Source organism: Nocardia sp. NPDC003183, from assembly GCF_053590715.1.
On the sequence record NZ_JBSFTG010000015.1, the window covers coordinates 105,283 to 118,235 of the forward strand.

Here is a 12,953-nt window from a genome sequence, read left to right on the forward strand (position 1 = left end):
GAACTCACCCGGTTCGGCGCGCCGAATGGTAAGGGCGGCAACCGGTGACGGTGCGGCCGTCGTAGCTGAATTCCAGGAACACCCGCCAGAGCTGGCGGACCCGGTGATCGGCCCACAGTCCGCGGGTCGGTTCGATGCGATAGAACACCTGCTGGCCTTCGTCGGGGAGTTTGACATTGTCGTAGAGCGAGATATCGGCGAGCCACGGGAACTGCTCGAAGCTCAGGGTGACGGCACGCTGGATCTCGGCGGGATCGGTGACCAGCGTGGCGCGACCCTGGATCTGCACCGAACGAATGGCGTGGCGACCCGCGAAACCGCCGGGTGGAATATGGCTCACCACGTAGCTGACATTCGGATTCTGTTGCATCTGAGCGTGTTTGCGATTGAATTGGAAGGTGTGCATGTAGGCGATGAGACCGTCGGCGGCGATGTGCATGGCCGAGGTCGACGGCGCGCCCTGCTCGTCGATGGTGGCCAATGCGGCGAGCTCCTCGGTGCGCAGGAGCTCGGTGATCGCTTCCTGGACTTCGGCGGGGCCGGGTTCGATGTTCATCAGGCGCCCATCCCCAGGTCGGCGAGGACCGCCAGCGCGGCGGCTCTCGCGCCACCGGTGACACCCTGACCGGGATGAGTGGACGGCCCGACGAGATAGAAGCCCTCGGCGGGCAGCCGGTAGCCCATGTTCGGCAGCGGTCGCATACCCATGAACTGGAACAGCTGGCAGCCGAAGTGGCCGGGATCGCCGTCCACCCAGGCGTCGTTGTAGCGCTCCATGTCCAATGGGCTGTGCACCACCCGTGACAGCACCTGATCGGGGCCGATATTCGTGGTCATCTGCGCGAAGGTGGCGAAGACCTGATCGAAGATCTCCTCCTTGCGGCTGTCCCAATCGCCCTCGGCCAGCTCCATCGGGGCGTAACCGAGCAGGTAGAGCGTGTGATGCGGGGCGGGAGCCCTGCTGGGGTCCCAGCGGGTGGCGGTCGAGACCGTCGGGATGGTGTGCACCGGTTCGCCGTATTTGAGCTGGTCGAAGGTACGCAGCAGGTCGGGCAGATCGAGGGCGACCTCCTGGAAACCGGCTTCGGTGACCTCCGGCCCGGCACGGAACTCGGGCGCCTCGCTCAGGACGAGATGCCCGGCGACCAGGCGGAAACCGGCGGACTTGATCCGATCGACCTTGCGCTCCCACTCGGCGCCGAATCGGTGCTCCACCATCGCGGGCAGCTGCTTGATATTGAGGTCGGCCAGGACGGCGCGACGCGCGCTGAACTCGGTGCCGTCGGCGCAGCGCACCCCGGTGACCCGGTCGCCGTCGAACCGGAACCGCTCGACCTTCGCGCCGGTGTGGATGGTGCCGCCGTAGCCGCGCAGCGCGGCGGCGAGCGCGTCGGACAGTGACTGCGAGCCGCCCACCGCGAAACCCATGCCGTAGCGATGGATGAACGGCACCATCAGCAGCAGGAAGGCGCCGGTGCCGCCCTCGTCCGGCGAGATCAGCAGCTCCGACACCCAACGGCACAGGGCCGCTTTGACTTTCGGGTGCACGAACCATTCGTGGCAGACGTCGAGGTAGCTCATCATGAGCACCCGCATCGTCTCCTGACCGATCTCGGACTGTTCCAGCTGCGCGAACAGCGCGCCGAGCGGGGCAGGCGGGCGGAACATCGCGGGCAGCAGCTGATCGAGCAGCGGGCTCGCGAATTCGTAGAAACGCAGGTAGTTCTCGGCGTCGACGGGGGAGATCCGCGCGATCGTCTCGGCCGTCTTGTGCACGTCGTGATAGAAGGCGATGAAGTCGTCGTCGGGGAACACCACCGACATGCTGGGGTCGGGATAGACATAGCTCAGCCCGTGCTCGGCGAGCAGGCCCAGTTCGTCGTCGAGGATCATCGGATTGCCGTGGATGAAGATGTGTGCGGCGGCGTGCAGGTCGTGCTGGTGACCGGGCAGGGTCACCGCCTCGCTGACGACGCCACCGCCGATCTCCGACTTGGCCTCCAGGACGACGACATCCAGGCCCGCCTTGGCGAGGTAGGCGGCGGCGGTGAGGCCGTTGTGCCCCGCCCCGACGACGATCACGTCATGGTCAGCCATGGTGTGCTCCGAGTCCGTAGCCGCCGTCGATGTCCCAGATCGAGCCGGTGACGAAACCGGCGCCCGCGGAATCGAGCAGGGTCAGTACCGGCGCCGCGACCTCGTCGGCGGTGGCGATGCGTTTGATCACGTTCGTGGCGACGACGCCTTCCTCCAGTCCCGCGATCGCCTCGGCGCCCGCGCGGAAGCCCGGAGTCTCGGTGATGCCGGCACAGACGCCGTTGACTCGAATTCCCCTGGGGCCGAGTTCGCTTGCCCACGTCGGCACCAGGTATTGCAGGGCTGCCTTGGTAGCGCCGTAGATGCCGGTGCCCGGTCCCGGCTTGCGGCCGATGGCGGAGGAGATGACCGCGATCGAGGAACCGGTCTGCTTGCCCAGCGCGGGCACCGCCGCGGCGACGGTGGCGATGGTGCCGCGCAGGTTGACGTCGATGATCCGGTTCACTTCCGCCATCGGCTGGGCGAAAATCGCACCGGGAATGAGGATTCCGGCATTGCACACCAGGAGGTCGAGGCCGCCGAACTGCTCGACCGCGTGGTCGACGGCGTGGTGCGCGGTGTCCGGATCGGCGATGTCGCCGCTGATCCAGGCCGCGCCCAGGGTGTCCGCCGCCTCGGCCAGTTCCTTTTCGCGGCGCCCGGTGAGTACCACCTTCGCGCCCTCGGCGACCAGCGCCGCCGCGATCGCGTAGCCGATGCCCTCGCTCGATCCGGTGATCAGAGCGGTCTTACCTTCGAATCGCATGCTTCTCCTGTGCTGCTTCGGCCCTGCGCCACTGCACGACGCGGCCGTTGTCGGGGGTGGTGCGGATGGTGAGCAGACCGTCGGTCAGCTCGGCGATGCGGACTTGTTCCTCGCCGACCCAGTCGGTGCGTGAGCAGACGAGGATGTGATGGCGCAGGACGCCGTCGTCGACGCTCCAGCGGCCCGCGTATCCCATGAACGCGGGTTCGCCGGGGGCGGTGCGCATCATCGCGACCGAGAGGTGGCCGGACGCGGTGTAGGTGAGAAACCCGGCGGGCTCGGCGCCGAGTGGGCCGGGCGTCGGCGTGCCCGTGGGATCGGTGTCGTGGAACGACGCGAGTTGCCAGGTGCCGATCAGATCGTCGGGTCGGGCCATGGGCTAGCGCCAGCCGCGCGGATCGCGAAACCGGGTGTAGGGCAACACCGCCTGGGGCGGCGACAGCTCTTCGGCCTGCTCGTCATAGGTCAGCAACACCGCGGCGACGGCGGCGATCATCTCTTCGCTCGGATCGATTCGGGAATCGACCAGCGCTGGGGAATCGGACATGTGGTCCTCCTACTGGGGTGGGTTGCCGTGCTTGCGCACCGGCGGCTCGGAATGCTTGGCGCGCAGCATGTTCAGTGATCTGATGAGGATCGAACGGGTGTCGGCCGGGTCGATGACGTCGTCGACCAGGCCGCGCTCGGCGGCGTAGTAGGGATGCATCAACTCGCGGGCGTACCGGGCAACGAGCTCGGTCCTGGCCGCGTCGGGGTCGCCGGCGGCGGCGATCTGTTTGCGGAAGACCACGTTCGCGGCGCCCTGTGCGCCCATCACCGCGATCTCGTTGGTCGGCCAGGCCAGCGCCAGATCGGCACCGACACTGCGCGAGTCCATGACGATGTAGGCGCCGCCGTAGGCCTTGCGCAGCACGATCGAGATCCGCGGCACGGTCGCGTTGCAGTAGGCGTACAGCAGCTTCGCGCCGTGCCGGATGATGCCGCTGTGTTCCTGGCCTACCCCGGGCAGGAACCCCGGCACATCGAGCAGGGTGACCAGCGGGATGTTCATCGCATCGCACATCTGGACGAAGCGTGCGGCCTTCTCGCTGGCGCTGATATCGAGAGTGCCTGCCAGACACTGTGGTTGGTTGGCGACGAAACCGACTGTCTGACCGTTCATCCGGGCCAGCGCGATGACGATATTGGCGGCCCAGCGTTCCTGGATCTCCAGATACGCGCCGTCGTCGACGATTTCTGCGATCACCGCGCGGATGTCGTAGGGCGTGGTCCCGGTGTCGGGGACGAGATCGCCGAGCGCGGGGCATGGCCGATCGACCGGGTCGTCGGTGGGCACCACCGGCGGCAGTTCCCGGTTGTTCTGTGGCAGAAAGGAGAGCAGGTAGCGCACATCGGCGAGGCAGGTCGCCTCGTCGTCGTGGACGAAGTGCGCGACACCGGAGCGCTCGGCGTGGATGTCGGCGCCGCCCAATCCGTCGAGGGTCACCGATTCGCCCGTGACGGCGGTGACCACCTCGGGCCCGGTGATGAACATCTGCGCGGTGCCGCGCACCATCAGGACGAAATCGGTCAGGGCGGGGGAGTAGGCGGCCCCGCCCGCACAGGGCCCCAGCATGACGCTGATCTGGGGAATCACCCCCGAGGCTGCGGTATTGCGCCGGAAGATGCCCCCGTAGCCGGCCAAGGCGGCGACACCCTCCTGGATCCGGGCGCCCGCACCGTCGTTCAGCGACACCAGCGGCGCCCCCGCGGTGATCGCCAAATCCATGACCTTGTGGATCTTCTCGGCGTGCGCCTCGCCCAGCGCACCGCCGAAGATCCGGAAGTCGTGGGCGTAGACGAAGGTGGTGCGTCCGTCGACGGTGCCCCAGCCGGCCACCACGCCGTCGGTGTAGGGCCTGCTGTGCTCGAGGCCGAACCCGGTGGCCCGATGCCTGCGCAACGGTTCGAGTTCGGTGAACGAGTCCGGATCGAGCAGCAGCGAGATCCGTTCGCGGGCGGTCAGTTTGCCCTTGGCGTGCTGGCGCTCGGTCGCGGCCGGATCGGGGCCGAGCTCAGCCAGTTCCTTACGCAGGCGCAGTTCGTCGATCCGGTCGAGGTCACCGTCGGAGGTGAACGGCAGCGTGTATTCCTCGGTCACAGCGGTGTCCTCTCGCTCAGGCCGCGATGGGGTCGAGCAGGCAGGTTTCGAAAAAGGCCAGCGCACTCGTGTGATAGGCCCTGGCCGCCCAGCCCAGGCTGATGTTGTGGCCCGCCTGCGGGACGCGGGTCAAGCCGCGGCGGGGCGCCGAGGCGAGCAGGGCGGACAGGTCGGCGAGCGCGGCATCGTCGGTGCGCCACCACTTCTCCTGCTCGGCGAAGCTGAACCGCACCGGAATCCGGATGCGATCGGCCAGTTCGGCGAAGGTCTGCGGCCAGGCGGCGGCGTCGACCAGTTCCAGCATCGGCGTCGAGTCCACCGCCGCGCCCGACCGGGCGAAGGTGCCGGGCGGATACAACTGGAGATCGCCCCAATTGCGTTGCCACATCTTGGTTTCGGTGTCCTCGCTGTAGAGGTGCCCGCAGCCCGAGACGTCGACGCCGCAGAACTCGCTCTCGGTCGCCATGGTGAGGGCGAGCTTGCCGCCGAAGGAGTGCCCGAGCAGGAACATCCCGGCGCCGACCTCGTTGTCGGCGGTGAAGTCGGCGAGCGCGGCACGCACGGTCTCGGCCTGGTCGGTCAGCGACTGACCGTCCGGCAGGGCGTCGACCGAGGCACCGTAGCCGGGACGGTCCAGTGCCAGCACCGCGTAGCCCAGCCGGGTGGCGGTGCTGAGCAGCGACACGTCCGGGTGGGCGCGGCCGTGGAAGTACGCGGCGGACATCCCTGCCCCGTGCAGGGCGACGATGGTGGCACGCGGCAGGGCCAAGGCGGGCGTACTGAGCAGGCCGGACATCGGAATTCCCGCCGCGTCCAGGGTGATCCGGTGCACGCCCGGGGACAGGAGTGCCGCGCTCGCCTCCGCGGAGCTCATGACCGTTCCTCGGCGAACTTCTTGGCATGGGCCAGGGTGGCCATGCTGTTGGTGCTCAGCGCCCGCTGCACGTACTCCCTCGCGGTCGCCACATCGGCGTCGGGACCGAGGACCGTGGTGATGTTGTCGGTGTTGATCACCACGCTGTGCTGCGACGACACCGCCACCCCGCCCTCGGACGGCCGCACGGTCCAGTACCCGGTGTGCAGCGTCATCAGCGCGGGCATGGTCAGCTGCTTGTAGGCGATCATGGTGTCCGGGAACACGATGCGATACGACATGGTGCGGTGCTGGGAACCGTCCATCGCCACCGTGTCCATCGCCAGTGACTGGATGCCGGGACCCGGTTCGATGAGCTCGACCCCCGCCACATGCGGCAGCCGCTCCGGCCACAGCTGCGCTTGGCTGATGAACCCGAACACATCGGCGGCCGTGCCCGCCACCTCGACGGTGTCCTCGAAGGAGAACGTCGCGTCGGTGCCCGCGTCGCCGAGTTCGATATTGCGCTTCAGCGCGGCGAGCTCGGTGGTCGAATTGCGGTCGACCACCTGGTCGATCCAGCTCAGCTGGTCTTCCTCGGTGGCCTGATAGTCGTGCAGCAGGCGTACGTTGCTCCGATTCACCGAGAGCGCCTCGATGATCCAGGTGCCGCCCATCGCGGCGATCGGCGCGCTGCTGACCTCCTGGCGGAACTCGATGCGGCGTTGCTCCGGATCGAGTACCCGGCGCGACACCCAATGCTTGACGCTCTCGCCCGCGGTGGCCCAGATCCGGATGCGCTGCTCTCGGTCGTCGTTGTCGAGGTAGTCGGCGAAGATGGTGGGCGGGAACAACTGTGGCCAGTTCTCCACCTCCGCGAGCAGCCGGTAGACGGTCGCCGCGGGCGCGGCGATCTCGATCGAATGCTCGGCATGGCCGGTGGTGGTGACGGATACGGATGCGGACATGGTCGATCCCCTTTCAGTAATTCCCGAGTCCGCCACAGACATTCATCGCCTGGGCGGTGATGGACGCGGCGGTGTCGGAGGCGAGATAGCCGACCAGGCCCGCCACTTCCTCCGGAGTGCAGTAGCGGCCGAGCGGGATCTTGGCGGTGAACTTCGCCATCACCGCGTCCTCGGTGCTCTGCTGCAGGCTCGCGTAGTTGCGCCGAACCTGCTGCGCCATCGGCGTTTCCACATAGCCGGGGCAGACGGCGTTGACGGTGATGCCGGTCGGCGCGAGCTCGTTGCCGAGCGCCTTGGTGAACCCGACGACACCGTGCTTGGACGCCGAGTACGGTGCGCCGAGGACCACGCCCTGCTTGCCCGCGGTCGAGGCGATGTTGATGATCCGGCCGCGGCTGCGGTGGCGCATCCCGCCGGTGTTGAGCACCTCGCGCGTCATCCGGAAGACGCTGTTGAGGTTGGTGTCGATGACGTTGTCCCAGATCTCGTCCACCAGGTCCGCGGTGACGCCGCCGCCGCTGATACCCGCGTTGTTGACCAGCACGTCCACCGGGCCGAACCGGGCGGTGGCGGCTTCGATGAACTCGTGCACCGACTCACCCGAACGCACGTCGACGGCGCTGCCGTCCACCTCGAGGCCGGCTTCGGTGAACTCCTTGACGGTGGTGGCGACGTTCTCCGCGGTGCGCGCGCCGAGGTAGACGGTGTGCCCGTTGCCGGCGAGCAGCCGGGCCACGGCCAGCCCGATACCGCTGGTGGCACCGGTGACCACTGCGTGCATTTTCGACATGATGACTCCTTCTAGGGGGTGCGAACGGGGAGAAGGGCGTTCACCGCGTCGAGAAAGGTGCGCGGTGTGGTCGCTTCGATCACGGTCGAGTCGTCGAGGGTCACCCCGAATTCGCGTTCGACGCGGCTGGCGGTCTCGAGCATCGCGAGGGAGTCGTAGCCGAGATCGTCGAAGGTGAGGTCGAGGATGTCGGACTCCAGGTCGACGTTCTCGGGTTCGCCGGAGCCTTCGAGGAGGATCCGGGTCAGGTCGTCGAGGGTGAATGTCATGAGATTTCCCTTCCTTCGGGTGCGGACACGACCATGGCGGAGTTGAATCCGCCGTAGCCGCGTGCCAGGACGAGTGCGGCACGCACCGTCGCGTGCCGCACCCCACCGACCACCAGGTCCAGTGGCGAGTCGGCGTTCGGGGTGACGTTGATCGTCGGTGGGATCTCGCCGGTCGACATGGCGAGCAGCGCGGTGGCGACATCGAGGGGGCCCGCTCCCGAATACAGCCGTCCCGTCATGGTTTTCGGTGCGGTGACGGGGACGCCGCGGTGACCGAAGACCGCGGTGACGGCGTCGGACTCGATCTGATCGTGCTCGGGCAGACCCGCGGCGTCGGCGAACACCACGTCGATATCGCTCGGCGCGAGTCCGGCATCGGCGAGCGCCCGTTCGATCGCCGCGCGCAGGGCCGGTTCGCGACCGGTTCCGGGCGCGGGATCGAACGTCGCCGCGTATCCGGCGATCTCGCCGTAGCTGCGCGCTCCCCGGGCGGTGGCCGCCGCCGCCGACTCGAGGATCAGGATCGCGCCGCCCTCACCCGGGACATGGCCCGCGGCCCGCGCGTCGAACGGCAGGTAGGCGGCGTCGGGATCGGCGCCTGCGTGCAACCGGCCGCTCGTCCACAGTGCCGCCCAGCCCCACGGGCACAGCGTGGCGTCCATCGCGCCCGACACCATCAGCGCGGTGCCTCGGCGAATCTGCCTGCGCGCATGGGCGATCGCGTCGAGGCCGCCTGCCTGGTCGCCGACCAGGACACCGCTGGGCCCTTTCATACCGTGACGAATGGAGATCTGGCCGCTGTTGACCGCGTAGAACCAGGCGAAGGACTGATAGGCGCTGACGAAACGGCTACCCCGGCTCCAGAGATTCCCGAGCTCCTTCTGCGCGAACTCGAAACCGCCCGAGGACGAGGCGGTGAGCACGCCCATGTCGAAGTCGTCGAGCTCGCCGGTGTCGATGCCGGCATCGGCCAGTGCCCATTCGGCCGCGACGAGAGCGAGGCGGGTCACCTGATCTGTCTGAGGCAGAAGGCGATTGGGCAGGTGTTGCTGGGGATCGAAGTCGTCGATCTCGCCGGCCAGCGTGGCCGGGTAGCCCGCCGGATCGAAGCGGGTGAGTCGGCCGATGCCGCTGCGGCCCCCGCGCACCGCATCCCAATAGGGCTGAGTACCGAGGCCGTTCGGCGCGGTGATGCCGATGCCGGTGACCACCGCGCGGGTGTCGTCGAGTACCGCGGTCATGCCGCGACTCCCTTCGCCGTGGTGAGGACCATCGCGCTCTGGAAGCCGCCGAAGCCGCTGCCCACCGTGAGTACGGTGTCGGTGCGGTGCTCACGGGCGGTGAGCGGCACGTAGTCGAGGTCGCATTCGGGGTCGGCGGTGTGCAGGTTCGCCGTCGGCGGCACCACGTCGGCGCCGATCGCCAGGACCGAGGCCGCGATCTCGATCGAGCCGATCGCGCCGAGCGAATGCCCGACCATCGACTTGATCGAGCTCACCGGGGTGTCGTAGGCGTGTGAACCCAAACTGCGCTTGAACGCGGCGGTTTCGTGCCGGTCGTTCTGCTTGGTGCCCGAGCCGTGCGCGTTGATGTAGTCGATCGAGTCGCCGGGCAGCCGGGCCTCGTGCAGCGCCACCCGGATGGCCTCGGCCATCTCGACGCCGTCGGGGCGCAACCCGGTCATGTGATAGGCGTTCGCGCGGGTGGCGTAGCCGGCGATCTCGGCGTAGATGTGCGCACCGCGCCGCCGGGCCGCGGACAGTTCCTCGAGGACGAACAGGGCCGCGCCCTCACCCAGGACGAAGCCGGTGCGGGAGGCATCGAACGGCCGGGAGGCGGTTTCGGGGGAGTCGTGGCGCGGGGTGGTCGCCTTGATCGCGTCGAAGCAGGCCATCGTGATCGGCGAGATCGGCGCGTCCGAGGCGCCGGTGACCATGATGTCCACCGAGCCCTCGGCGATGAGCTGGGCGGCGTACCCGACCGAGTCGAGACCGGACGTGCAGCCCGAGGACACCACGGTCGCCGGCCCTTGCGCGCCGACCGCGAAGGCCACCTCGGCGGCGAACGAGCCGGGCGACAGATGGTGGTAGAGGTGCTGGTCGGCGTACTTCTGGTCGACCAGTTCCAGGCGTCCGCCATTGCTGATCACGCGGTAGTCCTGCTCCAGGCGCATCGTCGCGCCGACCGCGCTGCCCAGTGCCACCCCGATCGAGTACGGGTCGATGGTGTCGAACTCGAGCCCGCTGTCGGCCACCGCGCTGCGCGCGCCGACGACGGCGAACTGCGCCGCGCGGTCGAGTCGCTGGATCTCGTGGGGAGTGAGGCCGTGCAGTTCGGGGTCGAAGTCGACCTCGGCCGCGACCTTGGACCGGAACTGCTCGGGATCGAAGAAGCTGATCCGCCGGGTGGCGGTGCGGCCGGCGGTGAGCAGTTCCCAGAACTGCTTGGTGCCGACTCCGCCGGGGGCGATCACCTCCATTCCGGTGATGACGACGCGCCGGGTGTTCACTGTGCCTCCCAGTGGTAGAAGCGGTGTGCGACCGCGTCGGCCGGCTTGCGCCAGGTCGACGAGTCGTACTTGTCGATCAAGGGGTCGAGGTCGTCGCAGATCTGGATGAAGCGCGGGTCGGCTTGCTTCCACGCCTGGGCGATCACCGCACCGCCGTCGGGGGTTTCGAAGTCCTGCAGGTGGAAATAGACGCCGCCGAGGGCGAAGAGCTGCCTGCGCCGGGTGCCCATCCGGTGGGGGACGTCGGTGGTGTCGAAATCGGCGAACAGCTGCGCGACCTGCGGGCGGCGTTCGGGGACAAGGCGATTGACGACGAGGGTGCTGAACATGGCGGGGTCCACCGGGCCGGGCAGCCAGTGGTAGTAGCGCTCGGCGAGCACGGTGGTGTCGAAGGGCGCGATATCGGCGCCGAGGTCGGGGCCCTCGGGCTCGCCGGGCAGCGGTGTGTCGCTGTCGACGATGTGGATGAGCAGGTCGTCGTGATAGTGGAACAGTTGGCGGCGAACGATTTTCGCGTCCGTCGGGGCCGCCGTGGCATCGTGCTCGGCGAACCTGCCCGCCACGCGTGCGCGGGCCGCGATAGTGGTCGTCCTGGCGACCGTGACTGTCGTATGCATCCGGTGTCGGCTCCTCTGCGGTTCAGTTCTGGATCCGGCACAGCACGGCGCCGCTGCCGATACTGGTGCCGATGTCGGTGATCAGGCCGACGACGATGCCCGCCTTGTGGGCGGTGACCGGTTGTTCCATCTTCATCGCCTCGATCACCGCGATGAGCTGCCCGGATGCCACCGAATCACCTTCGGCGGCAGCGAGTTTCACCAGAGTTCCGGCCATCGGGGCGGTCAGTGAGTCGCCGCTGGGGGTAGCGGCGGCGCTCACGCGCAGGGGGCGAGGCGAGGGTCGGGAGGCCGGTTTGGTGCCGCGCGCGGGCAGGGTCACCTCCACTCGTTTACCGCGCACTTCGAGCACCACGGTCTCGCGCGGCGCCGTGGCACCGGGCGGTGCGGCGGTATCGGGGTAGGGCTCGATGGTGTTGTCGAACTCGGTCTCGATCCAGCGGGTGTGTACGCGGAACGGCGCGTCGGTGAAGGCGGGGTCGGCGACCACCGCGCGGTGCAGCGGCAGCACGGTCGCGATGCCGTCGATCGCGAACTCGCTGAGCGCGCGCGCCGCCCGTTGCAGTGCCTGGGTCCGGTTCTCGCCGGTGACGATGAGCTTGGCCAGCAGTGAATCCCAGTTCGCGCCGATCTCGGTGCCCGCCTCGACCCCGGAGTCGACCCGCACGCCCGGACCGCTCGGGGTCCGGTAGCCGGTGATCGTGCCGGGCATCGGCGCGAAGTTGCGCCCGGCGTCCTCGCAATTGACGCGGAACTCGATCGAGTGCCCACGCGTCGGGGGATCGGGATAGTCGAGGAGTCCGCCCGCGGCGATGCGCAGTTGCTCGCGGACCAGGTCGATGCCCGTGACCTCCTCCGAGACCGGGTGTTCCACCTGGAGCCGGGTGTTGACCTCGAGAAAGGACAGCGTGCCGTCGGCGCCGATCAGGAACTCACAGGTGCCCGCACCCACGTAGCCCGCGGCACGCAGGATGGCCTTGGAGGATTCGACCAGCGCGCTGTGCTGCGCGGGCGTGAGGAACGGCGCAGGCGCCTCCTCCACGAGCTTCTGATGACGGCGCTGCAGCGAACAATCCCTGGTCGAGACCACGACCACGGTGCCTGCCGTGTCGGCGAGGCACTGCGTCTCCACGTGCCGCGGGGAATCCAGATAGCGTTCCACGAAGCATTCGCCTCGACCGAACGCGGCCGTCGCCTCGCGGACCGCCGAGGCGAAGCACTCCGGGATCTCGGCGAGGGTGCGCGCCACCTTGAGCCCGCGACCGCCGCCGCCGTATGCCGCCTTGATGGCGACCGGCAAGCCGTGGGCCCGGGCGAACGCCACGACCTCGTCCGGATCCGATACCGGGCCCGGGGTACCCGCCACGATCGGCGCGCCCGCCGCGACCGCGATCGTGCGGGCGGTGACCTTGTCGCCGAGATCGCGGATCACCGAGGGCGGCGGGCCGATCCAGATCAGTCCCGCCGCCAGGACCGCGGCGGCGAAATCCGCGTTCTCCGACAGGAAGCCGTAGCCGGGATGGACCGCGTCGGCACCCGCGGCTCGCGCTGCGGCGAGTACCGCCTCGACATCGAGATAACTGGACTGCGCCGTGTCGCCGCCCAGTGCGTAGGCTTCGTCGGCGGTGCGCACATGCAGTGCGTCGCGGTCGGGATCGGCGTACACCGCCACCGCGGTGATGCCCGCGTCACGGCAGGCTCGTGCGATTCTGACGGCGATCTCACCGCGGTTGGCGATCAGCACTTTTCGCACGATGCCTCCTGAAAGTCGTTGGGACGCTTCACTAATCGTGCGTAACGGAGATCACCATATGGTGAACGGAACCTCCGGAAATCTTCAGGAGCTGCGCGCGCCGGGCGCCGCAGTCTGTGGAGTTCGTCCAATTCATCCGGGCTGGTTCAGGTTTCGCTCCGCCCGGTTGCCGACGGTGTGCGTCGGCCCTAGCATCACGCGCCGGCTCCGCG

The 12,953-nt window shown here is 68.5% G+C and carries 14 protein-coding genes; all 14 read right to left on the bottom strand.

Features of this window, described 5'->3' with window-relative positions; genetic code table 11:
* Positions 1-4 precede the first annotated feature (4 nt).
* Genes ACWDXS_RS29845 through ACWDXS_RS29910 form a run of 14 tightly spaced genes read right to left on the bottom strand, consistent with a single transcriptional unit; the run spans position 5 to position 12,741 of the window.
* Positions 5-556, bottom strand: a complete 552-nt coding sequence (locus ACWDXS_RS29845) for a pyridoxamine 5'-phosphate oxidase family protein (protein WP_378992502.1) — start codon at positions 554-556, stop codon at positions 5-7.
* Positions 556-2,097 (bottom strand): phytoene desaturase family protein, encoded by a 1,542-nt coding sequence (locus ACWDXS_RS29850; protein ID WP_378992503.1) that lies wholly within the window; start codon positions 2,095-2,097, stop codon positions 556-558. Before ACWDXS_RS29850 ends, ACWDXS_RS29845 begins: the two co-directional genes overlap by 1 nt.
* Entirely contained in the window at positions 2,090-2,842 is a 753-nt protein-coding gene (locus ACWDXS_RS29855; RefSeq protein WP_378992504.1) for an SDR family NAD(P)-dependent oxidoreductase, read from the bottom strand. Before ACWDXS_RS29855 ends, ACWDXS_RS29850 begins: the two co-directional genes overlap by 8 nt.
* On the bottom strand, positions 2,826-3,218 hold the full coding sequence (locus ACWDXS_RS29860) for a lipocalin-like domain-containing protein (RefSeq protein WP_378992506.1): 393 nt from the start codon (positions 3,216-3,218) through the stop codon (positions 2,826-2,828). The genes ACWDXS_RS29855 and ACWDXS_RS29860 overlap by 17 nt, the downstream gene beginning before the upstream one ends.
* Positions 3,219-3,221: 3 nt before the next feature.
* Positions 3,222-3,389, bottom strand: a complete 168-nt coding sequence (locus ACWDXS_RS29865) for a hypothetical protein (RefSeq protein ID WP_379312633.1) — start codon at positions 3,387-3,389, stop codon at positions 3,222-3,224.
* Positions 3,390-3,398: 9 nt separating this feature from the next.
* A complete protein-coding gene (locus ACWDXS_RS29870) occupies positions 3,399-4,982 on the bottom strand; it encodes an acyl-CoA carboxylase subunit beta (RefSeq protein WP_378992510.1) in 1,584 nt (527 codons plus the stop codon).
* Between the two features lie 16 nt (positions 4,983-4,998).
* Positions 4,999-5,856, bottom strand: a complete 858-nt coding sequence (locus tag ACWDXS_RS29875; protein ID WP_449970817.1) for an alpha/beta hydrolase — start codon at positions 5,854-5,856, stop codon at positions 4,999-5,001.
* A complete protein-coding gene (locus tag ACWDXS_RS29880) occupies positions 5,853-6,803 on the bottom strand; it encodes an aromatase/cyclase (RefSeq protein WP_379312635.1) in 951 nt (316 codons plus the stop codon). Before ACWDXS_RS29880 ends, ACWDXS_RS29875 begins: the two co-directional genes overlap by 4 nt.
* A 13-nt stretch (positions 6,804-6,816) precedes the next feature.
* A complete protein-coding gene (fabG, locus tag ACWDXS_RS29885; RefSeq protein ID WP_378992513.1) occupies positions 6,817-7,593 on the bottom strand; it encodes a 3-oxoacyl-ACP reductase FabG in 777 nt (258 codons plus the stop codon).
* Between the two features lie 11 nt (positions 7,594-7,604).
* Complete coding sequence (locus ACWDXS_RS29890; protein WP_378992514.1) at positions 7,605-7,862, bottom strand: acyl carrier protein; 258 nt, start codon at positions 7,860-7,862, stop codon at positions 7,605-7,607.
* Positions 7,859-9,103 carry a ketosynthase chain-length factor gene (locus ACWDXS_RS29895; RefSeq protein ID WP_449970822.1) on the bottom strand — a complete coding sequence of 415 codons (1,245 nt, stop codon included), beginning with the start codon at positions 9,101-9,103 and terminating at the stop codon, positions 7,859-7,861. The genes ACWDXS_RS29890 and ACWDXS_RS29895 overlap by 4 nt, the downstream gene beginning before the upstream one ends.
* Positions 9,100-10,371 carry a beta-ketoacyl-[acyl-carrier-protein] synthase family protein gene (locus ACWDXS_RS29900; RefSeq protein ID WP_387447639.1) on the bottom strand — a complete coding sequence of 424 codons (1,272 nt, stop codon included), beginning with the start codon at positions 10,369-10,371 and terminating at the stop codon, positions 9,100-9,102. The genes ACWDXS_RS29895 and ACWDXS_RS29900 overlap by 4 nt, the downstream gene beginning before the upstream one ends.
* Positions 10,368-10,988 (bottom strand): TcmI family type II polyketide cyclase, encoded by a 621-nt coding sequence (locus ACWDXS_RS29905; RefSeq protein WP_378992517.1) that lies wholly within the window; start codon positions 10,986-10,988, stop codon positions 10,368-10,370. The genes ACWDXS_RS29900 and ACWDXS_RS29905 overlap by 4 nt, the downstream gene beginning before the upstream one ends.
* A gap of 22 nt (positions 10,989-11,010) precedes the next feature.
* Positions 11,011-12,741 (bottom strand): ATP-binding protein, encoded by a 1,731-nt coding sequence (locus ACWDXS_RS29910; RefSeq protein WP_449970827.1) that lies wholly within the window; start codon positions 12,739-12,741, stop codon positions 11,011-11,013.
* Positions 12,742-12,953 lie beyond the last annotated feature (212 nt).